At 59.6% G+C, this 26,243-nt stretch carries 20 protein-coding genes and 2 pseudogenes; 15 read left to right on the top strand and 7 right to left on the bottom strand.

The genetic code is table 11. The annotated features are described in order from the left end of the window. Positions 1-28: 28 nt before the first annotated feature. Positions 29-1,555, top strand: a complete 1,527-nt coding sequence (locus tag ACZ1HN_RS16625) for a cryptochrome/deoxyribodipyrimidine photo-lyase family protein (RefSeq protein WP_472728302.1) — start codon at positions 29-31, stop codon at positions 1,553-1,555. Continuing rightward, complete coding sequence (locus ACZ1HN_RS16620) at positions 1,555-1,719, top strand: DUF2256 domain-containing protein (RefSeq protein ID WP_472728301.1); 165 nt, start codon at positions 1,555-1,557, stop codon at positions 1,717-1,719. Before ACZ1HN_RS16625 ends, ACZ1HN_RS16620 begins: the two co-directional genes overlap by 1 nt. 394 nt (positions 1,720-2,113) lie before the next feature. Here ACZ1HN_RS16620 and ACZ1HN_RS16615 read toward each other — a convergent pair whose 3' ends face one another. Both ACZ1HN_RS16615 and ACZ1HN_RS16610 read right to left on the bottom strand, forming a co-directional pair. Further along, positions 2,114-2,977 carry a sugar phosphate isomerase/epimerase family protein gene (locus tag ACZ1HN_RS16615; RefSeq protein ID WP_472728300.1) on the bottom strand — a complete coding sequence of 288 codons (864 nt, stop codon included), beginning with the start codon at positions 2,975-2,977 and terminating at the stop codon, positions 2,114-2,116. Beyond that, positions 2,974-3,882, bottom strand: coding sequence for an NAD(P)-dependent oxidoreductase (locus ACZ1HN_RS16610; protein ID WP_472728299.1), 909 nt, complete (start codon positions 3,880-3,882; stop codon positions 2,974-2,976). The genes ACZ1HN_RS16615 and ACZ1HN_RS16610 overlap by 4 nt, the downstream gene beginning before the upstream one ends. A gap of 453 nt (positions 3,883-4,335) precedes the next feature. On the opposite strand from ACZ1HN_RS16610, the gene ACZ1HN_RS16605 reads away from it, so the two are divergent. From ACZ1HN_RS16605 to ACZ1HN_RS16590, 4 genes are all read left to right on the top strand, one after another. Beyond that, positions 4,336-6,477: a malate synthase G gene (locus ACZ1HN_RS16605; RefSeq protein ID WP_472728298.1), complete on the top strand. Its 2,142-nt coding sequence runs from the start codon at positions 4,336-4,338 to the stop codon at positions 6,475-6,477. A 105-nt stretch (positions 6,478-6,582) separates the two neighbouring features. Then, on the top strand, positions 6,583-7,008 hold the full coding sequence (locus tag ACZ1HN_RS16600) for a GlcG/HbpS family heme-binding protein (protein ID WP_472728297.1): 426 nt from the start codon (positions 6,583-6,585) through the stop codon (positions 7,006-7,008). Between the two features lie 111 nt (positions 7,009-7,119). Continuing rightward, complete coding sequence (locus tag ACZ1HN_RS16595; RefSeq protein WP_299200709.1) at positions 7,120-7,899, top strand: gamma-glutamyl-gamma-aminobutyrate hydrolase family protein; 780 nt, start codon at positions 7,120-7,122, stop codon at positions 7,897-7,899. A gap of 35 nt (positions 7,900-7,934) precedes the next feature. Beyond that, the gene (locus ACZ1HN_RS16590; RefSeq protein WP_472728296.1) at positions 7,935-8,507 is read left to right on the top strand and encodes an REP-associated tyrosine transposase; all 573 of its coding nucleotides are present in this window, start codon (positions 7,935-7,937) and stop codon (positions 8,505-8,507) included. 96 nt (positions 8,508-8,603) lie between these two features. Here the strand turns inward: ACZ1HN_RS16590 and ACZ1HN_RS16585 are convergent, their stop codons facing one another. After that, on the bottom strand, positions 8,604-9,371 hold the full coding sequence (locus tag ACZ1HN_RS16585; RefSeq protein ID WP_299597583.1) for an SDR family NAD(P)-dependent oxidoreductase: 768 nt from the start codon (positions 9,369-9,371) through the stop codon (positions 8,604-8,606). A 168-nt stretch (positions 9,372-9,539) separates the two neighbouring features. Here ACZ1HN_RS16585 and ACZ1HN_RS16580 point away from each other — a divergent pair, with 168 nt between their 5' ends. From ACZ1HN_RS16580 to ACZ1HN_RS16565, 4 genes are all read left to right on the top strand, one after another. Beyond that, entirely contained in the window at positions 9,540-9,992 is a 453-nt protein-coding gene (locus ACZ1HN_RS16580; protein ID WP_472728295.1) for a methyltransferase family protein, read from the top strand. A 146-nt stretch (positions 9,993-10,138) separates the two neighbouring features. Beyond that, a complete protein-coding gene (locus ACZ1HN_RS16575; protein ID WP_472728294.1) occupies positions 10,139-11,713 on the top strand; it encodes a Re/Si-specific NAD(P)(+) transhydrogenase subunit alpha in 1,575 nt (524 codons plus the stop codon). Positions 11,714-11,728: 15 nt separating this feature from the next. After that, entirely contained in the window at positions 11,729-13,225 is a 1,497-nt protein-coding gene (locus ACZ1HN_RS16570; protein WP_299200703.1) for an NAD(P)(+) transhydrogenase (Re/Si-specific) subunit beta, read from the top strand. A 194-nt stretch (positions 13,226-13,419) separates the two neighbouring features. Continuing rightward, positions 13,420-14,703, top strand: coding sequence for a DUF3422 family protein (locus ACZ1HN_RS16565; RefSeq protein ID WP_299768677.1), 1,284 nt, complete (start codon positions 13,420-13,422; stop codon positions 14,701-14,703). Between the two features lie 145 nt (positions 14,704-14,848). Here the strand turns inward: ACZ1HN_RS16565 and ACZ1HN_RS16560 are convergent, their stop codons facing one another. The 3 genes from ACZ1HN_RS16560 to ACZ1HN_RS16550 form a co-directional block, all read right to left on the bottom strand. Next, complete coding sequence (locus ACZ1HN_RS16560) at positions 14,849-15,820, bottom strand: ABC transporter permease (RefSeq protein WP_472728293.1); 972 nt, start codon at positions 15,818-15,820, stop codon at positions 14,849-14,851. Continuing rightward, the gene (locus ACZ1HN_RS16555) at positions 15,813-16,820 is read right to left on the bottom strand and encodes an ABC transporter permease (RefSeq protein WP_472728292.1); all 1,008 of its coding nucleotides are present in this window, start codon (positions 16,818-16,820) and stop codon (positions 15,813-15,815) included. The genes ACZ1HN_RS16560 and ACZ1HN_RS16555 overlap by 8 nt, the downstream gene beginning before the upstream one ends. Before the next feature lie 82 nt (positions 16,821-16,902). Beyond that, positions 16,903-18,606: a peptide ABC transporter substrate-binding protein gene (locus tag ACZ1HN_RS16550; RefSeq protein WP_472728291.1), complete on the bottom strand. Its 1,704-nt coding sequence runs from the start codon at positions 18,604-18,606 to the stop codon at positions 16,903-16,905. 293 nt (positions 18,607-18,899) lie between these two features. Between ACZ1HN_RS16550 and ACZ1HN_RS16545 the strand changes: the two are divergent. Next, positions 18,900-20,733: pseudogene (locus tag ACZ1HN_RS16545) on the top strand (ABC transporter ATP-binding protein). Here ACZ1HN_RS16545 and ACZ1HN_RS16540 read toward each other — a convergent pair. Next, positions 20,727-21,179: an HIT family protein gene (locus tag ACZ1HN_RS16540; RefSeq protein ID WP_472728290.1), complete on the bottom strand. Its 453-nt coding sequence runs from the start codon at positions 21,177-21,179 to the stop codon at positions 20,727-20,729. The pseudogene ACZ1HN_RS16545 and the gene ACZ1HN_RS16540 sit on opposite strands and share 7 nt — an antisense overlap. An 83-nt stretch (positions 21,180-21,262) precedes the next feature. On the opposite strand from ACZ1HN_RS16540, the gene argE reads away from it, so the two are divergent. The 4 genes and pseudogenes from argE (at position 21,263) to ACZ1HN_RS16520 (ending at position 26,220) form a co-directional block, all read left to right on the top strand. Then, a complete protein-coding gene (argE, locus tag ACZ1HN_RS16535) occupies positions 21,263-22,423 on the top strand; it encodes an acetylornithine deacetylase (RefSeq protein WP_472728289.1) in 1,161 nt (386 codons plus the stop codon). A gap of 90 nt (positions 22,424-22,513) precedes the next feature. Further along, positions 22,514-23,859 (top strand): annotated as a pseudogene (locus ACZ1HN_RS16530) (NAD(P)/FAD-dependent oxidoreductase). 12 nt (positions 23,860-23,871) lie between these two features. After that, a complete protein-coding gene (locus tag ACZ1HN_RS16525; RefSeq protein ID WP_472728288.1) occupies positions 23,872-25,038 on the top strand; it encodes a M20 aminoacylase family protein in 1,167 nt (388 codons plus the stop codon). A gap of 15 nt (positions 25,039-25,053) precedes the next feature. Further along, positions 25,054-26,220 carry a M20 aminoacylase family protein gene (locus tag ACZ1HN_RS16520; RefSeq protein ID WP_472728287.1) on the top strand — a complete coding sequence of 389 codons (1,167 nt, stop codon included), beginning with the start codon at positions 25,054-25,056 and terminating at the stop codon, positions 26,218-26,220. The last annotated feature ends 23 nt before the right edge of the window (positions 26,221-26,243 follow it).

Here is a 26,243-nt window from a genome sequence, read left to right as displayed (position 1 = left end):
GGATGTGTTCACTGCTAGCTTTTGGCACATGACAACAGTCGTATGGTTCAAACGGGATTTGCGGGTGACAGACCACCCGGCGCTTGCACGGGCAGCGGCGCGGGGGGATGTGGTGCCGCTCTATGTCTTTGAGCCGGAATACTGGGCAGAGCCGGATGTGTCGGGCCGTCAGTTCGCATTTGTGCGTGAAAGCGTTGATGATCTGTCAAGTGCCCTTTCAAGGCTTGGCGTGCCTTTGGTGGTGCGGGTGGGACGTGTTGTGGATGTGCTGGCCGATCTTCATGCGCGTTTTGGATTTGACGCGGTGATCAGTCACGAGGAAACGGGCAGTGCTTGGACTTTTGCCCGGGATCGCGAGGTGGCTGCCTGGTGTCGCGACAACAGTGTGGCTTGGGAAGAGTTGGCGCAGTCCGGCGTGGTCCGCCGTCTGAATGGTCGAGACGGGTGGGCCAAGCAGCGCAACGCTTTTCTGCGACAGCCGCAGGTGGATGTCCCCGCGAGGATGACGGGACCTGTGGTGCCGTCGGATGATGTGCTGCCCTTGGTGGCAGGTGATCATTGTCCGGAACGGCAGCTTGGTGGGCGTCAGATGGCGTTGTCCCTTTTGGGGTCATTCCTGACGGAGCGGGGGCAGCATTATCGCAAGGACATGTCGTCACCTGTGACCGGTGAGTGGTCCTGTTCCCGGCTGTCCCCTTACTTGGCGTTCGGTTGTTTGTCGGGGCGCGAGGCGTCTCAGGCCGCTGCAGCGCGACAGCGCGAGGTGAAGGGCACGCGGGAAGGGTGGGGCGGGTCGCTGAAGTCCTTTCAGGCGCGGTTGGCGTGGCGGGATCACTTCATGCAGAAGCTCGAGGACGAACCGGCGCTGGAACACCTTTGCCTGCATTCGGCCTACGAGGATATGCGTCCAAAAGTGCCTGATGCGGAGCAGCTCGCAGCCTGGGAGAAGGGCGAGACCGGGATGCCATTTGTCGACGCCTGCATGAGATATCTGGCGACGACGGGGTGGATGAACTTTCGGATGCGGTCGATGTTGATGGCTGTTGCGTCCTATCACCTTTGGCTCGACTGGCGGGTGACCGGGCTGCATCTGGCGCGGCAGTTCACCGATTTTGAGCCGGGCATTCATTGGCCGCAAAGCCAGATGCAATCGGGGACCACGGGCATGAATACCGTCCGCATATATAACCCGGTCAAGCAGGGGAAGGATCAGGACCCGACCGGCGTGTTCACACGAAAATGGTGTCCTGAACTGGCACCCGTGCCGGATGCGTTCTTGCAGGAGCCATGGACATGGGAGGGGGCGGGGACGTTGCTAGGCAATGCCTATCCAGCGCCTATTGTGGATGTTTCGGAGGCGGCCCGCGAAGCGCGGGAAAGGGTCTGGGCCGTGCGTCGTGGTGGGGCGTTTCGGGAAGAGGCGCAGCGCGTTGTGCACAAGCATGCCAGCCGCAAGGACCCGCAGGGGCATTTTGTCGACGACCGCGCCCCAAAGTGGCGCAAGGCGTCTGTTTTGCCAGCCAAGGACAGCCGGCAGATGGGGTTTGATTTCTGATGGGTCGGATGCGCAAGAAGGCCGATCTGCCCGAAAAAACATGCCTGGTTTGCGACCGTCCGTTCACGTGGCGAAAGAAGTGGGAAAAGGTCTGGGACGAGGTGAAGTACTGCTCGGATCGGTGCCGTCGAGAGGCGAGGACAAAGGTGCTGCACAGGCCTTGAGCCGATTTGTCCCCGCGGGGACACGCTTTTCGGTCAGCTCATTGAATTTTCATGATTTTGTGAAAGTGCCGATGGATCAACGGGTTGACCCATCGCACGGTGCGTTTTGTGGATTTTAACCACCTGGAACGCACACTACACCCCGAAACGGGGCGGCGTTTTGTTCGGTGGATTCAGCGCCTTTGAGCCCCGCAGTGATGATCGCCCTGTAAGACGTCGCCGACCGCGGAAGGGGCTTGGTGAGCTTGCCTGTTTTCGTTGTCAGGCGGCGCCGCCCGGCGTTGAGCCGAGCGACGCATGGTTTGATCCAAGGCTACATTGTAGGGCCGGGCCAATCCTTTGCCCTATGCCGTGATACGTGTCCGACGAGCGAAGCCGCCCTCCGCAACTTGGTCTAGGCAAAAATCGCTTTGAACTTGTCGACACATAGTCGAAAGCCGTCTTCGAAGTTGCCATTGCCGGGATGGTACACGCTTTCAAAGGAAATCACGCCGTCATAGCCATCGTCCCGCATGGCATTCGCCATCGGTTCAAACTGCTCCGCGAGCTGGCCTTCACCCACGCGGCGCACTTCAAGCGTGGCGCGCGGTGTGTCGACCATGACATCCTTTATGTGAACATGGCCCAGGTAGCCCCCGCGCATCTCTTCATAGCCATCGGGGTAGGCGCGTTCATGACACCAGCAATTGTTGCCTGGATCCCAAAGCACCTTCAGCGTGTCCTTGGCATCCAGATCATCAATGAGTTTCCGCGCCGTGTAGCAGGAGTTCACAAGCGTCCCATTGCCTGTTTCTACAACCAGAACCACCCCTTCGGATTTTGCCAGCTCAACGGCTGGCGCGATCAGCGGCGGCATCGTGTCCCAGACCCCGTGTGCGACATTCCATTTTTCGGCGCCATGACTGCCCCAAAGGATCTGTTCCTTGCGTTGGGTCATGATACGGACCAGCGGCGCACCTACGACATGTGCCATGTCGATGACCCGTTTGAGCGCATCCATGTGTTGGGTGTGCAGTGCATCACCCGGTCGGTTGGCCGCTGTCATTCCCGCGAAAATGTGGCGCGAGAGGCAGGACACGGGCTTGCCCCGGTCACGCAGAAGGCTGTCTATCTCGGCGATTTCTGCCTTTGAGTGATCGCCCACCTCTGTGTCGCCGACGAATTGCAGCTCGGCATACTCAAGGTCAAATTCGTCCATCACGTCGATAGCGTGGCGAAGATCGCGGCTGATGCCGTCGCAAATAACCCCCAGTTTCATGTCGAGCCCTCCGGATTGCGGTACAACTCGGCGCCGACGATATCCTCGATCACGCGGGTGCACACCCAGTTGTCACCGTCCGGGTATTTCGATTTGCCCGCGTGGAAAATCTGCATGGCGGCCGAGGCGGTGTGCATGGGCACGCCAAGATTGGATGCCAGTTCGAGCGATATGGTGAGGTCCTTGTGCATGGTCGAGATATGGCTGCCCGTGCCTTCGAATTGCCTGTCGATGATGTGCTCCAATGCCGTGTTTGCCACGCCGCAGCCTGCGCCGGAGGTCGAGAAGACGCGCAACAGGGCATCGCCGGGTACGCCCGCTTTTGCGGCTAGGGCGCTGGCTTCGAACGTGGCGGAAAAGATCGACCCGATCAGCGTTTGCAGGCAGGCCTTCATGGTTTGCCCGTCGCCTGCCTTGGTGCCGACATGATGGATGGTTGCCGAGACCGCATTCATGACCGAGGCATTGGCGTCAAGCACCGCAGCATCGGCGGCAGCCATCATGGTGAGCGTTCCATTCTGTGCGCCCGCGAAGCCGCCGGATACGGGGCTGTCAATCAGATGCACGCCTGACCCTTCCATGGCATGGCCGATCGCCTGCGCCTCGGCTGGTTTTATCGTGGCCGTGAGGATGACTGATCCGCCGCGGGACATGTTGGCGACAAGCCCGTCGGGGCCGAGAATAACCGATTTGGCCTGATCGCCATTCATCACCATCACGAAGACACAGTCCGACTGTGCCCCGATCTCTGCCGGGCTGTGTGCCGGGGTTCCTCCCATCTCTTCAAACTGGGCCATGCGATCTTTGCTCAGATCGAGGCCCCAGGTTTGAAACCCATTTCCAATGAGGTTCTTGGCAAGGCCACTGCCCATGTCGCCAAGTCCCACTACGCCTACGGTTTTCATAAAAAAACCTCCCGCTGTTTTAGGCAGCCGCATCCGAATGCGGGCTGACATTTCGAAAAGACGCCAAAGGGCATCCAATTTCGCGGGGATTTCACACGCCGGTGTGCGGCGTTGGGCGAGTCCGGAAGACACCCCGCTGCCCAGTTAGGTGAGACAAGGGAAGCCGGATTCCTGGAGTTCTGCAAGAAAAATTGGGTGCATATGCGTGCTGTGTTTTTCGGCGCCGATCGAAAGCGGGGTCGTGACCCGAGGATGAACCGCGTTTCCGGAGCTAACGGACGCGCCTATGAGGATTTTTCACGCGCGGTGCGTCTGTGTTTGAGGTCTTATGAAGCTACGCTTTTCGACTGGAAAATGGTATTGGTAAATTTTTTTGACCAATGATGTTTACGATAGGAAACTTTTTCTCTAAGCCTTGCGATGAGTCGTAATCCAAGGCCAGGAGGGCATCCTATGACAGCTTATGTGGACCGCAGTGATTTGAAAGTGGCGGACAGCCTTGCGCATTTCATCGAAACCCATGCCCTGCCGGGCACTGGTGTTGCGTCGGCCGATTTCTGGGCCGGGTTTTCGGCACTGGTGCACGATCTGGGTCCAAAGAACCGGGACCTGTTGGCCGAGCGCGAGAGCATGCAGGCCAAGATCGATGATTGGCATGTAGCGCACCGCAGTGCGGACCATGACCCGGCGGCCTATCGCGCGTTTCTGGAAGAGATCGGGTATCTTGTTCCGGAGGGGCCTGATTTCGAGATCGAGACCCAGAATGTGGACCCCGAGATTGCATCGACACCGGGCGCGCAGCTGGTGGTGCCAATCATGAATGCCCGGTTTGCGCTGAATGCCGCGAATGCGCGGTGGGGGAACCTGTATGACGCCCTGTACGGCACCGATGCGCTGGGCGACCTGCCCGGTGGGAAAGGCTATGACGCCGCCCGTGGCGCGCGTGTGATTGCATGGGCCAAGACGTTTCTGGATGAGGCTGTGCCATTGAACGGTGGGTCGTGGACCGAGGTGACGTCCTTGGGTGTGTCTGAAAATGCTTTGGATCTGGGCGGGATGTCCTTGTCCGATCCGGCCCAATTCCTGGGCCACGGTGGGAATGAAGAGGCGCAGACCTTTCTGTTCCGAAACAACCATCTGGCCATTGAGATCGTGGTGGACCGCAACGATGTGATCGGGGCCTCCGATCTTGCGGGCATTTCAGCCGTGAACCTTGAATCCGCCCTGTCCACCATCATGGATTGTGAAGACAGCGTGGCGGCTGTGGATGCCGAGGACAAGGTGCTGGCCTATGGCAACTGGCTGGGCCTGATGAAAGGCGATCTGGAAGAGAGTTTTGAGAAGGGGGGCAAGGTGATCACGCGCCGGATGGCCAGTGATCGCGCCTACACCGCACCTGACGGGTCAGCCGTGAGTATAAAAGGCCGCAGCCTGATGCTGATCCGGAATGTGGGTCACCTGATGACCAATCCGGCCATTCACGACCGTGATGGCAACGAGGTGGGTGAGGGGCTGATGGACGCCATGATCACCACCCTGATCGCTATGCATGACCTGAAGAAGACAGAAGGGCTGCGCAATTCGGTTTGTGGGTCGGTGTACGTGGTGAAGCCCAAGATGCATGGGCCGGTCGAGGTGGCTTTTGCCGACGAGATTTTCACCCGCGTCGAGAAGGTGCTGGGCCTGCCTGCGAACACCGTCAAGCTGGGCATCATGGACGAGGAGCGGCGCACGTCGGCCAATCTCAAGGAGTGTATCCGGGCGGCGAAGGCGCGCGTGGCCTTTATCAACACGGGCTTCCTGGATCGGACCGGGGACGAGATTCACACGTCTATGGAAGCGGGGCCGATGATCCCAAAGGGCGAGATGAAGGGGGCGGCATGGATCGCCTCTTACGAGGATCGCAATGTCGATATCGGTCTGGCCTGTGGTTTGAAGGGCAAGGCGCAGATCGGCAAAGGCATGTGGGCCATGCCAGACCGTATGGCGGAGATGCTGGAGCAGAAGATCGGGCATCCGCAATCGGGCGCGACCTGTGCCTGGGTGCCATCACCAACGGCCGCGACCCTGCATGCCACGCATTATCACAAGGTGGACGTGATGGCCCGCCAGGACACGTTGAAAGCGGGTAGTGCGCGCGGCACGCTTGAGGATCTGCTTACCATTCCTGTCGCCGTGGGGCGCAATTTCTCCTCCGAAGAAATTGCCCGCGAGATGGAGAACAATGCGCAGGGCATCCTTGGATATGTTGTGCGCTGGGTGGATCACGGCGTTGGCTGTTCCAAGGTGCCGGACATCCATGATGTGGGGCTGATGGAGGACCGCGCGACATGTCGGATCAGCGCGCAGGCCATGGCGAACTGGCTGCATCACGGCGTGGTGAGTGAGGATCAGGTGATGGCCTCCCTCAAGAAGATGGCGGAGGTTGTAGACCGTCAGAATGTGGATGACCCCGCGTATCTGCCAATGGCCCCGGGTTTTGAAGGCGTGGCCTTTCAGGCGGCGTGCGATCTGGTTCTGAAGGGCCGGGTGCAGCCATCGGGTTACACAGAGCCGGTGTTGCATGCGCGCCGTTTGGAGTTCAAGACGGCCTGAACCGCGTTTTGAACTGGTGGGACCGAGGGGCGCTGCCCCTCGGGCTCCCCGTCGTACTTTCAGTCAGAAGAAACTGGGGCGATGGCCCCGATCAGGAGACAAGACATGTCGATTTCATTGCGCAAGGCGCGGACTATTATTCGCAAAGCGTTGGAAAAGGGGCGGGAGATGGAGTTGAAGCCTCTTTCCGTCGTGGTTCTTGATGCAGGTGGCCACGTGCAGGCCTTTGAGCGTGAGGATGGCGCGGCGCCCGGTCGGTTCGCGATTGCGCAAGGCAAGGCCTATGGCGCAGTCATGCTGGGCATGGCGGGTACGGCGCAGATGGCGCGGGCTGAACAGCAGGCTTACTTTATGGCGGCGGTGAACGGTGTTTATGGCGGGCAGGTTGTGCCTGTGCCCGGCGGTGTGCTGGTCCGTGACAAGAAAGGGGCCGTCATTGGCGCTGTTGGTGTGACTGGCGATACATCGGACAACGATGCGGTTGCTGCCGTTGTGGGCATCGAAGCCGTGTCGCTGGTGGCTGAAATTTAGGCATCGGCCGCATCTGCGGCTTTTTGCACAGGTCGTTGCGCGCCCGTCTCTCTGTTCAGGAGGCGGGCGTCTGCGTATATCAGGTCAAACGCAACCAGTGCAGAGGACCCCATGGCCCGGCCCATCATCGGCATCATTTCGAACCACCACGTGATCAATGACGAATACGAGGTGCAGGCGGCTGGCCTGATCAACGTGTCGGCTGTCGCAGATGTGGCCGAAGGCTTGCCCATGCTGATCCCGGCGGAACCTGCGAAGGTGCGGATTTCCGATCTGCTGGAGCATTGTGCGGGTTTTGTGTTCACCGGCGGGCGCGCCAATGTGCACCCTGAAGAGTATGGCGAAGAGCCAACCGAGGCCCATGGGGCGTTTGACCGGAACCGGGACGGCGTGACCTTGCCCCTGATCCGTGCCTGTGTAGAGCGCGGCCAGCCCTTTCTTGGCATTTGCCGCGGTTTTCAGGAAGTGAATGTGGCCATGGGTGGCTCACTCTATCCAGAGATCCGTGATCTGCCGGGCCGCGACAACCATCGCATGCCCCCTGATGGGACTCTGGAAGAAAAGTTTGCCTTGCGCCACGATGTGACCTTTTCCGAGGGCGGCGTGTTTCATCGTCTGATGGGGCGCCAGTCCGTGCCCACGAACACATTGCACGGGCAGGGCATCAAGACTGCTGGCCCGCGTATTGTGGTGGATGGGCATGCACCTGATGGTACGGCTGAAGCCATCTATATCGACGGTGCGCCCGGTTTTACCCTTTCGGTACAGTGGCACCCGGAGTGGAATGCCAAGTGCGACCCCGTTTCGCGCCCGTTGTTCGAGGCCTTTGGCGAGGCGTGCCGCGATTGGGCGGATGGCGGGCGCGCGCGCCCGGTTTTGCGCTCGGCTTAAACGCCCGTTAACCAAGAGGCGGGCAGGGTGGCGGCATGCCACGTTATGTCCGCTCTGATTGCCCCGGTTCCACTTATTTCTTTACTGCCCGCGCCGCGCGCCGCGGCACCGACCTGTTTCTGCGCGAGATAGATCCGCTGCGTGCCGCCATGCGCAAGACGCGGGAGATGTACCCGTTCTCTATCGAAGAGATCGTTGTGCTGGGAGATGTCATACACACCCTGTGGCGGCTGCCCGAGGGGGATGCTGATTTTTCCACCCGCTGGCGGATGCTGAAAAGCCTGTTCTCCCGGTCTGTGGACGCGCCGCAGGATGTTGGTGCGCTGCGTTTGCGTGCGGGCGAGAAAGGGCTGTGGCAGCGCCGCTTCTGGGAACATGTCATACGGGATGGGGATGATTTGGCGGCTCATAGGCATATGATTTTTTCGGCCCCTGTGCAGGTTGGTTTGGTGAACCGCCCGGAAGACTGGCCGCATTCGTCAATTCACCGAGCCATTGCGCAGGGGCGATATATTGCTGGCGGCCCTGTTGGTCGGGCATACCGCCCTTTGCCAACGGCGGGGCGCACGGCACGTGCGCCTTACGATGCGGGAACCGCGGCCATGTAAGGCGGGGCTTTGCCCCGCTGACGGACATCCGAACTGCGCGATGAATTGATGTGTAAGGCGGAGATGTCCTCCGCCATCGGCGGATCAGGATCCGCCTTACGCTGTCTGCCCGCCAGAGATCTGGATGCATTGGCCGTTGATGCTTTGCGATCCCGGACCGACGAGCCAAAGCGCCGCAGCAGCCACTTCGTCGGCGTCGATCAGCCGTTTGTGACGGTTGGAATCGATCATCACCTGCCGCGCGTCTTCTGTGCTCATTCCGGTGCGTTCGGCTATGGCGACCTGGTTACGGTCCACGATCGGCGTGTCGACATATCCGGGGCAGAGCGCGTTGAAGGTGTAGGGTTGGCCCATGTAGTCCTCACTGAGGCTGCGGATCAGGCCAATCAGCCCGTGCTTGGAGGCCGAATAGGCCGCACCGCCTGGCAAACCACGCAGCCCTGCGATGGACGAGACGGCAATCACGCGGCCCCAGTCGGTCTCGCGCATGCCAGGCAGACATGCACGGATGGTCAGGAACGCGCCGTCGAGGTTCGTGGACATCATGTTCCGCCAGAAATCCAGCTTGGTTTTGTGTAAAGCTCGCCCTTCGGCGATGCCCGCGTTGGGAACGCAGATCTGGATAGGACCGCGTGCTGCCACGGCCGCGTTCACCACCGTATCGACCGATGCTTCGTCCCGCACATCCATGGCGGCACCCCACAGTCCGTCGCCCGCGACCGCATCCAGGACCTCTTGCCGTCGGCCCGTGATGGTCACCTGCGCGCCGCGCTGGGCGAGGGCGTGCGCAATGGCAAGGCCAATGCCGGTGCCACCGCCGGTGACAAGAGCGTGCTTTCCGGTCAGGGACGTATCGGATGTCATGATGGTGTTCCTTTTTGTGCCAAGGAGTGGACCGAGATTGGGCCGTTTGCGCTGAAGGATCAATCACAATCCACCGGTTGAATGCGCCATTGGTCGCGGTTTCTTTGCAAGGCGTTGACAGTGGCGCGCATTTTCTCTTCAGGTACATCCACTTCTCTTGTGTGCCCAATGATCAGCCTATTGCATATCCCTCCGGTCTGGCTTGTGTTCTGCGTGTTTCTGGCGTGGTGCCAAGGACGCTATCTGCCGTTTGGGATGAGTGTGGATCACCCGGTGACGCACATGATGGCAGGTCTGATGATTGGTGCGGGTTTGCTTTTGATGGCAGCGGCGTTGCGCGCGTTCTGGCGGCACAAGACTACGGTGATCCCGCACCAGGAACCGCAGCGCTTGATCACCGATGGCGTTTTTGCCCGCACCCGAAATCCGATCTATCTGGGCGACACACTCCTTCTTGCGGGTTTGATCCTTCGCTTTGACGCGGTTCCATCCCTGGTGTTGGTTCCGGCCTTTGTCTGGTGGATCGAGCACCAGTTCATCATCCCGGAAGAGGACCGGATGCGCCGCATTTTTAGAGCGGAGTTTGCGCGCTACGAACAAAAAGTGCGCAGGTGGGTCTGAAATTTTTCGAATCTTACTTTTATGACGCAGGGGCGCTTCTTGTATCTCGGGGATGGGTTGGGTAGTGGACAGCTTACGGCGCTGCGCCACATCGCCTTTGGGTTAAGCGTGAAATTGACTGCCACGAACGGATGGGGGTTCTTCGAATGAAGATCGGAACACCAAAAGAGATATTTGAGGGAGAGCGCCGCGTCGCCATGACGCCGGAGAGTGCCGCAGCCTTGCAAAAGCTGGGCCACGACTGTGTGGTCGAGACGGGGGCGGGGGCCGGGGCCGGGTTTTCCGATGCTGATTACAAGGCGGCCGGTGTCGAGGTGGTCAAGACCGCGGCCGCCCTTTGGAAAGCCGCAGATGTGGTTGCCAAGGTACGCGCGCCTGACGCGACCGAGATGAAGCGCCTGCGCGAAGATCAAACCCTGATTTCGTTCTTCAGCCCCGTGGCCGACGAGGCCAAGATGGCCTCTGCCGCCAAGAAGGGTGCCACTGTTGTGGCGATGGAGATGATCCCCCGCATCAGCCGTGCCCAGAAGATGGACGCGCTGTCCTCCATGGCGAACATCGCGGGCTACCGCGCCGTCATCGAGGCGGGCAACAACTTTGGCCGCTTCTTTACCGGGCAGATCACTGCCGCCGGTAAGGTCCCACCGGCCAAGGTTCTGGTGGTCGGTGCCGGTGTGGCCGGTCTGGCCGCCATTGGGACGTCGACCAGCCTTGGCGCCATCACATACGCCTTTGACGTGCGGCCCGAAGTGGCTGAGCAGGTTGAATCGATGGGGGCCGAGTTCGTTTATCTCGATTTCGAGGAAGAGCAGCAGGACGGATCGTCCTCGGGCGGATATGCCTCTGTTTCTTCACCTGAATTCCGTGAGGCGCAGCTTGCCAAGTTCCGTGAGCTGGCACCTGAGGTGGACATTGTTATCACCACGGCCCTGATCCCGAACCGTGAGGCCCCCGAGCTGTGGACCGAGGACATGGTTGCCTCCATGAAACCCGGTTCGGTCATTGTGGACCTCGCGGCGGAAAAGGGCGGGAACTGCAAGCTGACCGTCGCGGATGAGAAGATCGTGACCGACAATGGCGTGACCATCATCGGCTACACCGACTTCCCCAGCCGCATGGCGACGCAGTCATCGAGCCTTTATGCCACGAACATCCGTCATCTGATGACGGACCTGACGCCGGAAAAAGACGGTGTCATCAACCATGACATGGAAGATGACGTGATCCGTGGCGCGACGATCGCCCACGCAAACGAAGTCACGTTCCCACCGCCACCGCCCAAGGTGGCCGCGATTGCCGCAGCCCCGAAAAAGGAAGCGGCAAAGGAACTGACGCCTGAAGAAAAACGCGCTGCAGAAGTTCTGGCGTTCAAGGCCCAGACGAAGAACCAGGTCACCTTGCTGGCCATTGGTGGCGGGTTGGTGCTGCTCGCAGGGCTTTATACCCCGGCCAGCTTCATGCAGCACTTTATCGTCTTCGTGCTGAGCGTGTTCATCGGCTTCCAGGTGATCTGGGGCGTGGCGCACAGTCTGCACACACCGCTTATGGCGGTGACAAACGCCATTTCGTCCATCGTGATCCTTGGCGCACTCATACAGATCGGATCAAGTTCAGGGGTCATCACGTTCCTGGCGATATTCGGGATATTCATGGCAGCCATCAACATCTTCGGTGGCTTCCTCGTGACACGGCGCATGCTCGCCATGTTCCAGAAATCGTAAGTAGGGGCGGGAACTATGGAACTCGGATTTACTACCGCCGCGTACGCTGTTGCGGCTGTTCTTTTCATTCTGTCCCTGGGCGGTCTGTCCGGTCAGGAAAGCGCCAAGCGGGCCGTCTGGTATGGCATCGTGGGCATGTTTATCGCCGTTGTGGCGACGTTGATCGGACCGGGATCGGGCCTGTGGCTGTTGTCGCTGGTGCTGATCGCGGGTGGTGCGGTCGTCGGCTACCAACTCGCGACCAAGGTCGAGATGACGCAGATGCCCGAGCTTGTGGCGGGTATGCATGCCCTTGTGGGTTTGGCTGCCGTTTTCATCGGCTTCAACGCGCATATCATGATCGGCTACGTGGACAACCACTTGGCCGAGAATGGTGCGCAGCTGGGCGGTGCGCTGGCCAATGGGCAGTGGATTCAGTCGGTCGAAAAGGCTGTGCTTGAGCCGCTGTCGGCCTTTGGTCAGCTGATTGCCAAGAAAACTACTGTTGAGATCACTATCCTGAAGATCGAGCTGGTGCTGGGTGTCTGGATCGGTGCGGTGACCTTTACCGGATCCTATGTGGCCTGGGGCAAGCTGTCGGGCAGGGTCGACTCTGCGGCGACCAAGCTGCCGGGCGGGCACATGCTGAACGCCGCTGCGGCGGGCGCGTCGCTGATCCTTGCCATCATCTACTTTGCTACAGGTGGATTGCTGCCGCTGGTTCTGTTGACGCTGCTGGCGCTGTTCATTGGTTGGCACCTGATCATGGGTATTGGCGGGGCGGATATGCCGGTCGTGGTGTCGATGCTGAACAGCTATTCCGGCTGGGCGGCAGCGGCCATCGGTTTCAGCCTTGGCAACGACCTGTTGATCGTGGTGGGTGCGCTTGTGGGCTCGTCCGGTGCGATCCTGTCCTACATCATGTGTAAGGCGATGAACCGGTCGTTCGTCTCTGTCATTCTGGGCGGCTTTGGTGGCCCGGCAGGGGAGCAGATGGCCGTTGAAGGTGAGCAGATCGCGATTGAAGCAGATGGCGTCGCCACGGCCCTGAATGAGGCCGATAGCGTCATTATCATCCCCGGCTACGGCATGGCTGTGGCGCAGGCCCAGCAAGGTGTGGCCGAGTTGACGCGCAAGCTGCGCGCTGCGGGCAAGGAGGTGCGCTTTGCGATCCACCCCGTTGCGGGTCGTTTGCCGGGTCACATGAACGTGCTGCTGGCCGAGGCGAAGGTGCCTTACGACATCGTGCTGGAGATGGACGAGATCAATGACGACTTCCCGGACACGGATGTGGCCATCGTTATCGGCTCGAACGACATCGTGAACCCGGCCGCACAGGACGACCCGAACAGCCCCATCGCGGGTATGCCGGTGCTTGAATGCTGGAAGGCCAAGCAGGTGTTCGTGTCGAAGCGTGGGCAGGGCACCGGCTATTCCGGCATCGAGAACCCGCTGTTCTTCAAGGAGAATACGCGCATGTTCTACGGTGATGCCAAGCAGTCCATCGACAAGTTGTTGCCGATGATCGACTGACGCGACAGGTGCCATATCAGTTTTGAAAAGGCGGGCCTTCGGGCTCGCCTTTTTTTGTTCGCGCATGGAATTGGCTGCTATCCGCGGTCTTGGTATACAATTGCATTCTATTAAGTCGTTGATAAGAAGTAATAATCTGCGTTGACTTTGTTCGATTTGTGCTTATTTGGGCATAACGTATCATCGGAGCAGTCATGGCCCCCATCGAAGATCACCCGTTGCGATACCAGCTTGCAAACGAGCTGCACGCCCGCCCATTTCCGTCCATGCGCGCACCATGTGCTGCGGCTTATGTCGCATTCAAGCAGCCGGAGATGGCGGTCAACCGCGACCGCGCCAAGGACGTGGCGCACTTGCAGGCTTTGTTGGATCGCCACGGGGCACCGCATCCGCAGCCGGGGGCCACGCACTACTATGGGCAGATCGGGCGGCATTGGCTGAAGTGGGAACAGCATACCGAGTTTGTGACCTACACCATCTTTTCGGATGGGGTCGAAGATCGCCCCTTTGACGCCCGTGCGTTCGAACCGTTTCCGCAAGAATGGCTGGAGACCGCGCCAGGTCAGCGTTTTACATCGGTCCTCATTCGGGTTGAACCGCGACCGGAAGAGGCAGAGATCAAAAATCGTTTGCTGGACTGGTTTGTGCCGGAAAGCCTGGCCGTCAGCTCTGTACTGGATGACGCCGCTGTCATCGCGGGAGACTTTCGGATCGATCAGAATGGCAATATGCGCTTTGCCGCCTTCATTTCTGAACAGACGGGCCAGCGGCGCGTCGGGCGGATCGTACAACGTCTGTGTGAGATCGAGACATACAAATCCATGTCGATGCTGGGCTTTGCCCGCGCCCGCACTACCGGTGCGCAGTTGACCGCACTCGACACAAGGTTGATCGAATTGGTCGAGAGCATGTCGGGCGAACATGCGGAAGCCGAAGAGACCCTGCGGGCGCTGTTGTCAATTTCCGCGGAGCTGGAAAGCCTGTCGGCGCAATCTTCGTTTCGTATCGGGGCAACGCGGGCCTATGAGGCGATTGTGAACGAGCGGATCGAAGCCTTGCGCGAGGATCGCTACCAGGGACGTCAAACCTTTGCCGAGTTCATGATGCGCAGGTATCAGCCCGCGATGCGAACGGTGCAGTCCACTGAGCGGCGTTTGGCGGCCATGTCGGACCGCAGTGTACGTGCCGCGGACCTGTTACGGACACAGGTGGACGTGGAGCGGTCTGCACAGAACCAGGCACTTCTTGAAAGCATGGACCGGCGGTCGGATCTGCAGATGCGCTTGCAGCGTACCGTCGAAGGGTTTTCGGCCGTGGCCATCAGTTACTACTCGGTTTCGTTGCTATCGTACCTGTTCTACTCGCTGGAAGCGACGACAGGTGTGTCAAAGAACCTGATGACCGCTTTGATCACGGTGCCGGTGGTGTTCCTTGTCTGGACGGCGATCAAGCGCTTGAAGAGCAAGGTGGAGCGATAGGGACGGAGTGCGGACGCTGTTTGCCGTTGGCAAATGCGCCCCGCCCGCCGTCCCTTTGCCTATGTGCTACATTGGCTGAAACCGAGGAGGGGGCGCTGCCCCCGCGGCTTTGCCGCCCCCCTGTGGTATTTGCAGTCAGAAGAAGTCAGCGGCCGCGAATGCGTGGATCGAGAGCGTCGCGCAGGCCGTCGCCGAGGTAGTTTACACCCAGGACCGTTAGCGAGATGAGGATGCCCGGCAGCACCACGCGCTCTGGGTATTGCTCCATCCGTTGTACGGCGTCGGCCAGCAATTTGCCCCATGTCGGGAAGTCCGACGGGAAGCCGACGCCAAGGAAGCTGAGCGCACTTTCGGTGATGATGGCCGTGGCGAGGCCAAGTGTGGCAGAGACCATGATGGGAGAGATCACGTTGGGCAGCAGGTGCCGCCGGATGATCTTGCCCGACGTGGTGCCGATGGAGCGGGCGGCTAGGATGAACTCGCGCTCCTTGAGTGCCAGAATGTCGCCGCGCACGATGCGGGCCGTTTGCATCCACGACGTCAGGCCCACGACCCCTACGATCAGGATGAACATGCCGCCCTCGGGGCCGAAATTGGCCCTGAGTGGTTCGCGGAACAGGGTTACGGCCACCAGCAGCAAAGGCAGAATGGGGAGCGACAGAACGAGGTCTGTGAAGCGCATCAGCCAGAAGTCGGCCTTTTTGAAATACCCGGCGATCACGCCAATGGAGGTGCCGATCAGCAGCGCAAGGACCATCGCGGCCCAGCCGACGGCCATGGAGGCGCGCCCGCCGGCGATCAGATTGGCCAGGATATCACGGCCCAGGTTGTCCGTGCCCAAGGGCCGGAACCACCCGACCTTGGCGTCGCCATTCCAGAGGGCCACGTAGATGGGCCGCATATCCTTGTTCCGGATATCCAGCTTTTGCGGATCGACTTGCCAGATGTATGGCCCGAGGATCACCGCCAGGGTGATGAATACGAGGAAGCCACCGCCAAAGAGCGCGCCCTTGTGCCGTTTGAACTGGTCCCACACATCCTTCCACTGGCTGCGCGGGGCTTTTGGCGGCTCCTTGTCCTGGAGCGCGGCATAGGGGTCTGCTGCTTGATCAGTCATAGCGGATCCTTGGGTCAAGCACGCCGTAGAGCACGTCGGCAATCAGGTTGAAGAGCACGATCAGGATCGCGAAGATGAAGGTCAGGGTCATCACCATCGGGATGTCGTTGGCAAAAAGTGCTGTCAGCAGCAGTTGCCCGATCCCGTTCACCTTGAACACGTTCTCGGTGATGATGGCGCCACCGAAGATCGAAGGAACGCCAAGTGCGATCACGGTGATGACCGGGATCATCGAGTTCCGCAGAACGTGCTGCATGACGACGACACCTTCGCGCAGGCCCTTGGCCCGCGCCGTGCGTACATAGTCCTGACCGAGATTGTCGAGCATGGAAGACCGCATGTAGCGGCTGATCTGAGCCGTGGTCTGCAGCGCCAGCACCATTACGGGCATGACCATCTGCATGAACTGTATTTTGAAACTGGCCCAGTCGGTGACCACGTGCGTCGTGTCATAGATCGAGGGCAGCCAGCCCAGTTGGACCGAAAAGATCACGATCAGCAGGGGGCCGGTAAAGAAGGGCGGGATCGAAAAGCCGATCATCGTGATGAAAGTGCCGGACTGATCGAAGACCGAGTATTGCTTGTAAGCGGAGTAGATGCCGATGGGCAGGGCAATCAGGATGCCGACGATATAGGACAGGCCGACCACCCAGAGTGTTTGCGGGATACGCTGCACCACGATGTCCATGACCGGGCTGCGGGTCTGCCACGAGATCACGCGTTGCTTGCCTTCGGCCAAGGATGTGCCGAACCAATGGTCAATGAGCACCTGCGGTTCGATCCAAAAGAACTGAACCATCCATTTCCAGTACTGGACATGTAGCGGCGCGCCGAGACCAAGCGCCTCGCGCATCTTCTCTTTGACTTCTGGGGGGACGGTCAGCGGGACCTGTGCCATCGGGTCGCCGGGGGCGAGTTGCAACAGCAGGAAAATAACAAGGCTGATGAACAAAAGCGTCGGGATCGAAAGGATCAACCGGCGGATTGTGAAGGTCAGCATAGGGGGCCAATCCTTTTGCGGAGGTCTTTTTGTTTTTGGTCAGAAAGTAGGGTGGGCGATACCGCCCACCCCGAAAATCTGATCACTTGATACGGTACCAGTCCGCAGTGTTCCAGATCTCGCTGTCCCAAACGTTCAGCTTTACGCCACCCAGTGTGTTCGAGTGGGCGGACACGCGGCCACGGTGCACAAGTGGCACGATGGTGAAAGTGTCCTTGGTGATCATGTTGTTCATCTTGATCGCGATTTCGGCGCGTTTGTCGATGTCACCCGTGCGGGCCAGTTCATCGATCAGTGCATCATATTCGGGATCGCAGAAGCGGTTGATGTTCTCACCCTGCCACTGGCTTGCTGGGCGAGGTTCGTTGCCGCAACGGTAAGCCGCGAGATATTGCTGCGGGTCCGTGCCGTTGAAGGTGTTGGCATACATTTCAACGTCGGCGTAGAACTTCTGGAACGTGTCGGGCGAGCCCGGGTCACCACCAAAGAACACGGATGCGTCCAGGTTACGCAGCTCGGTCTCGACGCCGATTTCTTCCCACCATGACTTGATCAGAGCCTGGAAGTCCTGACGGACGGCGTTGGTCGACGTCTGGTACAGAATGCTGAGTTCAACACCATCCTTGTCACGGGACCCGTTGCCGTTCGAGTCAACCCAACCGGCTTCCTCCAGCAGTGCCTTGGCCCCTTCGATGTCCTGTTCAAAGCAATGCTGGTCACCGCCTGCGAACAGGTCCGGTGCGGGTACAAGGTCACAGGTGATCTTGCCCGCCTGACCATAGCCAACTTCGACAAGCAGCGCGCGGTCGATGGCCATCGACAGTGCCTGGCGTACATTGATGTCGCTGAGGAACGGGTGCGGTTCCGCCACTGTCGAACGCGTGTCTGCAGGCAGATCAGGCGATGGGTTCGTAAGGTTCATTTCAATGCGTTCGACCAGCGGGCCAAACCCTGCGACCGCCTTGCCCTGACCGCCTTCTTCCATCTTGGCGATGACGTCGGGTGCCAGTTGCAGGTTCCACGCGTAATCGAACTCGCCGGTTTCTAGCACAGCCCGACCTGCGGCGGTCGCGTCGCCACCACCTTTAAACGTCACTCTTGCGAATGCGGGCTTTGCCGGATCGCGGTAGTTGTCATTCGCGATCATGGTGATCACGTCGTTGGGACGGAAGTCTTCAACCTTGAAACCACCTGTGCCGATGGGATTGAAGTTTGCTTCGGTGCATTCGGGGGCCTTGGCGCCAAGGCATTCCGCAAATTGCGCTGCCTGGATGATCGGCGACTGGCCACCCACGAATGGGCCATACGGGTTCGGTTTTGGTTGGTTGAAGGTGACCTTCACGGTCAGATCGTCCAAGGCTTCGACGTTCTCCACGCCATCGAAGAATGCCAGCTGCGCACAGCCACCTTCGGGATGCATGCAATACTCAGCGGTGAATTTCACGTCTGCGGATGTGAACGGGGTGCCGTCAGACCAGGTGATGCCCTCCTTGATCTTCCAGGTGATGGTTGTGAGGTCTTCGCTCACGCCGCCGTTGCCGACAGTCGGGATTTCTGCAGCCAGCCAGGGTGTCAGGGCGCCTGTTTCGTCGTAACGGGCGAGTGGTTCGATGATCATGGAGGCGGATTCGATATCCTTGGTGCCGCCCGAAAGATACGGGTTCAGGATCGATGGCGCCTGCCAGTAGATGATCTTGAGTTCGCCATCCGCGCCACGCTCGGCAAAGGCTGCCGGGGCAAGTGCCACCGATGCCACAGCACCCATGAGAAGGGTTTTGAGGGTCATATCATACTCCTTGTTGGACGGCAGGTTTGGCCTGCTCGTCAAATGCACGCCAAACCCAGTATGGCGCAAATCCAGCTTGAGGGGAGGATACGTGTACGCGATAACCTACGGTTTCCCCGTAGTTTTTACTCTTGACCCCCAAGCGCACGGCGATATCGAAACAGCTTTTGGGGAAATTGCAAGCGTTGCGTGCGGTCAACGATGAATTTCGTAGGTCTATGTTTGACAGTGCCCGTACCTTCGCCCACTCTTTGGAAAACCTGAGCCGAAAAGGCTCGATTGCGGGGATACGAATGCTCGACCACACAGATACGTCGCCGATTGCCAACATTCAGAATCTGCGCGTGCAGTTTCAAACCAAGGACGGCCCTGTCCTCGGTGTCGAGGATGTATCGTTCGAGGTCCACGCCGGTGAAACAGTTTGTGTCGTTGGCGAATCCGGGTCCGGCAAGTCGGTGTCGTCGCTGTCACTGATGCGGCTTGTGGAGTTCGGTGGGGGTGAGATTGCAGGCGGTCGGCTGCTGTTTGATCGCAAGGCAGCGGATGCCGTCGATCTGGCCAACACGGATCAAAACCTGATGCGCACCATTCGCGGCAACGAGATTGGTATGATCTTTCAGGAACCGATGACGGCGTTGAACCCCGTGTTCACCGTGGGGCGTCAGCTCACCGAGGGTTTGCGCCTGCACAAAGGCTTGAACAAGGCGCAGGCCGAAGAACGTGCCCTGTCGCTGCTTCAGCAGGTGCGCATTCCGGAACCTGCCCGCCGGATGAAGCAATACCCGCACGAACTGTCGGGCGGGATGCGGCAGCGTGTTGTGATTGCCATGGCGCTGGCGTGTGAGCCGCGTTTGCTGATCGCGGACGAACCGACGACTGCGTTGGATGTTACGATCCAGGCGGAAATCCTGGCACTCATGGACCGGTTGAAGCGCGAAACCGGTACGGCGGTGATGTTTATTACCCACGACATGGCCGTCGTTGCGCAGATGGCGGATCGTGTCGTTGTCATGTTCCGCGGCAACAAGGTCGAGGAAGGCCCGGTCGCCGAGATTTTTGAGAATCCGCAGCACCCTTACACCAAGGCATTGCTGGCCGCCGTGCCCAAGTTGGGCGAGATGCGAGGCAAGACCTATCCCGAGCCGATGAAGCTTTTGGGCCGGTCGCAGGGTGAAATCGCCCCGATCCCCGGCACCGATGAAAAGCTACTGGAAGTGCGTAACCTGACCACGCGTTTTCCGGTCAAGGGTGGGTTTTTCCGGCGCACAGTGGCGAACGTGCACGCTGTCGAGGATGTGTCCTTTACCATCAACAAGGGCCAAACCCTGAGCTTGGTTGGGGAATCGGGCTGTGGCAAATCGTCAGCGGGTCGGTCGATCCTGCGTTTGGTCGAGCCGCAATCGGGGCATATCGTACTGGATGGCACCGAAATCATGGCGCTGAACGATCGCGATTTGCGCGAGGCGCGGCGTGACATGCAAATGATCTTTCAGGATCCGTTTGCGTCCTTGAACCCGCAAATGCAGTTGGCCGATCAGGTGGCCGAACCGATGCACAATTTTGGTATGTTCAAGGGCGACGAAGGCACCAAGCGTGTTGAAATGCTCTTTGACCGGGTGGAACTGCCACGCAGCTTCATGCGCCGGTATCCGCACGAACTCTCTGGAGGTCAGCGGCAACGTGTCGCCATCGCCCGTGCGCTGGCATTGAACCCCAAGCTGATCATCGCGGATGAGGCCGTTTCAGCGTTAGACGTGTCCGTTCAGGCGCAGGTTTTGAACCTGATGATGGAGTTGCAGGCAGAGTTGGGGCTGTCCTTCCTTTTCATCAGCCACGACATGGCGGTGGTTGAACGCGTCAGCCACCATGTGGGCGTCATGTATCTGGGCCGCATTGTCGAAATGGGTCCGCGCGCCCGTGTCTTCGAGAACCCGCAGCACGCCTATACTCAAGCCTTGATGAAGGCCGTGCCTATTGCTGATCCGCGCCAGCGCAAGGCCGAGAAAGACTTGAATTTCAAGCCGATCCCATCACCCATTCATCCGGTCGATTATGATCCTGCGCCATCCGAGTACAACGAGGTTGAGCCGGGCCATTTCGTCCTGACGACGAGACAGCGGTTACTGATCGCGGAGGAACTGCGCCGCATCGTCATCCAAATCGGAACGTGACCGTAATGGCACGGCATCGTGGGCAATGCGCAGTCCCGCGTCTGTTTGGACGATGTGCTTTGCCGAGACGATGTTACTGCTTTCCTGTAGGGGCACAACGTTGAGATGTGCATGTGCAACCCCGAACCCATGCACCACGTATCCAACCCGTTTGGGCGCGAAGACCTGCATCATCCGCCGTCCCAACCGTTGGCCTGTCACCATGATGTGCGCCGCCAGATCGTCGGACAGGTCGGTGAAATGATCGATGTGCTGCAGCGGGATCACCATGAACTCGCCTGGATGTAGTGGGCGAAGGTTCATGAAGGCCATGCATTGATCATCGCGGTGCACGACGCTTGCGGGCGCATGACCTGCTATGATGGCACAGAAGATGCAAGTGGTGCTGTTGTGATCGGTCATTTCCTTGGCTCAAGTCCGGAGTTCTTGCACTGGCGATAGGTCAGCACTACGCCTAGGCTGAACGCGCATCAAACGGGATCCAAATGACACGCAGAATGACGCCGCTTGAGCTGATGACCAAGCTCATCAGTTTTCCGACAGTGAGCCGCGACACCAACTTGCCCTTGGTGGATTGGGTCGAGGGGTATCTGAACGACCACGGCATTTCGGCGCATCGGTATTATCACCCGGAAGAGCCCAAGGCGGCCCTTTACGCCCATGTCGGTCCCGAGGTTGAAGGGGCTATTGTTCTGTCCGGCCACACGGATGTCGTGCCTGTGGATGGGCAGCCCTGGGACACTGATCCGTTTGTGGTGACCGAAAAGGACGGAAAGTATTTCGGACGAGGCACATGCGACATGAAAGGGTTCGATGCGCTTGCCCTTTGGGCGCTGGTGGAGGCGCATTATGCGCGTGTAAAAACACCTTTGCAGTTGGCGCTAAGCTTCGATGAGGAGATCGGGTGTTTGGGTGCACCACCGATGATCAAGGCCATGCAAGGTGTTGTGCCCAAGGGTGGTCCGGTCATCGTCGGCGAACCTTCGATGATGAAAGCCGTGACAGGCCACAAGGGCGGGCAGGGGTTTGACACGCATGTGGTGGGCTTCGAAGTGCATTCGTCCCTGCTTCCCCAAGGGGTAAGCGCGATCCTTGAGGGTGCAAAGATCATCGACTTTGCCAACCAGCGGAATGCCGAGAACATGGCGGCTGAACCTTCGACGCTGGCGGCTATGTTCGACCCGCCCTTTACAACGTGGCATGTCGGGCAGGTGCACGGCGGAACGGCGCACAATATCACGGCCAAGGACTGTCACTTCGCGATGGATTTTCGCGCAGTCCCGGGGGATGACTTGGTTGCCCTGAAAGAGGGTTATCTGGCCCATGTTGCAGAGATTGAAAAAGGGATGAAAGCCATACATCCCGAGACTCGGGTCGAGATCGAAACCCGGTTTGATGTGCCGCCATTGAAACCGGAAGAGGACGGTGAAGCCGAGGGACTTGCACGCGCCATTACGGGCGACAATGGCACCCATGTGGTCAGCTACGGAACCGAGGCTGGGCAGTTCCAGGCAGCCGGTTACTCTGCGGTGGTCTGTGGACCAGGCGACATTGCGCAGGCGCACCAGCCTAACGAGTTCATCACCGTCGCCCAGTTCGAGGCCGGGCACGCATTCATGCGTGATCTGGTGGCGCGCCTTGCTTAGGGCACGGGGACACAAGGCGCGAAACGGTCCGGAGCCTGTGCAGTGTTGTCTTTGGCGAATGAAACCCGGTGCAACACCTATCGGTTTGGCATGACCGGTTTCCCCATCCATGACGCCACACCCATCACGTGGCCGGGTCCACCGCCGGAAGAGGCAGATGTGGTGGTGATTGGCGGCGGTGTCATCGGCGTCTGCACTGCCTTGTATCTGGCGGAATCCGGACAAAGAGTCGTTCTTTTGGAAAAGGGCCGCATTGCCGGGGAACAGTCCAGCCGCAATTGGGGGTGGATCCGTCAGCAGGGGCGCGATCCGGACGAATTGCCCATCATGGTCGAGGCCAACCGCCTGTGGCGCGATCTGGCCCAGCGAACCAATGTCGATATCGGCCTGACGCAAGGTGGGGTGACCTATCTTGCGAAAACGGACGCCGAAATGGCGCGCTATACCGATTGGATACACCACGCCGCAGCGCATGATGTGGATAGCCGCCTGCTGCGCGCAGGTGAAGTGGCCGACCTTATCCCGGGAATGTCGCGGGGCTATGCCGGTGCGCTCTATACCGCATCTGACATGCGGGCCGAACCTTGGGTGGCCGTGCCAGCGCTGGCGGGCGTTGCCGCGCGTGCAGGTGCAACCATTGTTGAGAACTGCGCGGTTCGGACACTCGATATACAGGCGGGCCGCGTTGCAGGGGTTGTCACCGAACAGGGCCGGATCGCATCGCCTGAAGTTGTGCTTGCGGGGGCGCTTGGTCCGCATTGCTGCTTCGCCGTCACGGTATTGCGTTACCGCAGCTGTCGGTGCGTGCGACCGTTGCTGCAACGGATCCGCTGCCGATGGTATTTCCCGGCGGTGCTGCTGATGACGGGATTGCATTCCGACCGCGCAAGGATGGGGGCTATTCCCTTGCTGCAGGTGGGTTTCACGAATTGTTCGTTGGCCCGGATGCATTTCGGGCCCTGCCGAAATACCTGGCACAATTGCGCGCCGATCCGTTCGGCACGCGGTTCCTGCCAGCCGCACCGCGTGGGTATCCCGATGCGTGGTCAACGCCGCGCCGTTGGGATGCCGATGGTCCAAGCCCGTTCGAAAAGATGCGCATTCTCAACCCGGCACCCAATCGCCGCAAGGTTGCGCAATTGACCAGCAGGTTTCACGCGCTGTTCCCCGATATTGGCCCCGTGCGGATCAAGACCGCATGGTCGGGCATGATTGACACCATGCCCGACGTCGTGCCTGTCGTGGACCGGGTGGCTGCATTGCCGGGGCTGACCATCGGCACGGGCATGAGCGGTCATGGTTTCGGTATTGGACCGGGTATGGGAAAGGTGTTGGCCGCTCTGGTCATGGGCGACGATCCGGGTCATGATCTGACACGGTTCCGCCTGAGCCGTTTTTCCGATGGCAGCAAGATGCGCCTCGGCCCATCTGTCTGACAGGATCACACTATGCCCATCAAGAACCGCCTTGCTGAGACCCACGCTGAGATCACGGGCTGGCGCCGCCACCTGCATGCGCATCCAGAACTGGATTTCGACGTGCATGAAACGGCGGCTTTCGTTGTGGAACGGCTGCGAGACTTCGGTGTTGACGACATCACAACGGGTATCGGCAAGACCGGTGTGGTTGCCGTCATCAAGGGACGTACGGACACGAAGAGCCGTGTTGTTGGCCTGCGCGCCGACATGGACGCACTTCCGATCGAAGAAGCAACCGGGCTCGACTATGCGTCGAAGCACCCGGGCAAGATGCATGCTTGCGGTCATGACGGGCACACGTCGATCCTGCTCGGGGCAGCGCAATATCTGGCTGAGACGCGGAACTTTGACGGCACGGTTGTGCTCGCCTTCCAACCTGCCGAGGAAGGTGGCGGCGGGGGGCGCGAGATGGTCAATGACGGGCTGATCGATCGCTGGGGCATTCAGGAGGTCTATGGTCTGCACAACATGCCGGGTCTGCCCACGGGCAGCTTTGCCATTCGGCCCGGGGCTTTGCTGGCCTCCGCCGATGAATTCGAGGTCACGGTAACGGGCAAAGGCGGCCACGCCGCCGCGCCACACCAGTCCATCGACCCCAACGTGGCGGCGGCCCATATCATCCTTGGCTTGCAAAGTATTGCGAGCCGGAACGTGGACCCGCTAGCCTCGGCCGTTGTGTCGGTGTGCGCGCTGCATTCCGACATCGACACGCACAACATCATCCCACAGGTCACACGGATGACCGGTACGGTTCGCGCACTGGACTCAGATGTGAGGGATTTCGTGGAAGCGCGGGTGACCGAGATCGTAACCGCCACAGCTCAAGCCTACCAATGTGAAGCCAAGGTGGATTACACCGTTGGGTATCCTGTGACCATTAACCATGATGAACATACAGAATATGCGGCGGCGGCTGCCCGCGCCGTGGCCGGGGACGTAATTACCGATATCCCGCCCATCATGGCAGCCGAGGATTTCTCGTTCATGTTAAATGCCTGTCCCGGTGCCTATATCATGCTGGGGAATGGAGATGGGCCGATGGTGCATCACCCCGAATATCAATTCGATGACGAAGCTATTCCCGCAGGCGCCAGCTGGTTCGTGGAACTGGTCGAACAACGTATGCCTGCGCAGTAAACAAAGGACGCATTAATGCCCATCAAGAACCGCTTTGCCGAAATGCACGCCGACATAACTGCGTGGCGACGTGACATCCATCAGCATCCCGAAATTCTGTTCGATACCCATCGCACCAGCGCGCTGGTGGCCGAAAAGCTGCGCGCTTTTGGCTGTGATGAAGTGGTTGAAGGGATCGGACGCACCGGCGTCGTGGGCGTGATCAAAGGGAAGGCTGATGGATCGGGCAAGGTCATTGGTCTGCGCGCGGATATGGATGCGCTGCCGATCCATGAGGCGACAGGCGTTGAATATGCGTCGAAAACCGACGGGGCCATGCATGCCTGCGGCCATGATGGGCACACGGCGATGCTGCTTGGGGCCGCGCAGTATCTTTCGGAAACGCGGAACTTTGACGGATCGGTTGTCGTGATCTTCCAGCCTGCGGAAGAGGGTGGCGGCGGCGGTCGCGAGATGTGCAACGACGGCATGATGGATCGGTGGGGCATTCACGAAGTCTATGGCATGCACAACTGGCCGGGTCGGCCTGTGGGCGAGTTTTCTATCCGTCCGGGGCCGTTTTTTGCGGCAACCGATCTGCTCGAAATCGAGTTCGAGGGCCTTGGCGGGCATGCCGCAAAGCCGCATGAAACAATCGACACGACGCTGATGGCGTCTCACGCGGTGACGATGTTGCAATCCATCGTAAGCCGCAATGCAGACCCGATCGACCGGATCGTGGTGTCTATCACATCGTTTGAGACGTCTTCCAAGGCGTTCAACGTGATCCCGCAGACGGTGCAGATCATGGGCACTGTGCGAACGATGAGTGCCGAGGCGCGAGATTTGGCTGAAAAGCGGGTGGTCGAGATCTGCGAGGGTGTTGCCAGCACCTTTGGTGGTGTGGCGCAGGTGAATTACAACCGGAACTACCCGGTGATGGTGAACCATGACGAGCAGACGGAATTTGCTGCTGACGTGGCGCGGTCGGTGTCAGGGCAGTGCGAAGAGGCTGCGTTGGTTATGGGAGGCGAGGATTTCGCCTTTATGCTGGAGGAACGTCCCGGGGCTTATATCCTTATGGGTAACGGTGACACGGCGATGGTTCATCACCCGGAATACAACTTCAATGACGAGGCGATTCCGGCGGGTTGTTCATGGTGGGCGGAGATTGTGGAGCAGCGGTTACCAATTGCGTCGTGACGGCGTGTGACGCTCCTGCCTCT

It is taken from the genome of Tateyamaria sp. GN1-10, assembly GCF_055693845.1.
This window is presented reverse-complemented; position numbering and strand designations above follow the sequence as displayed.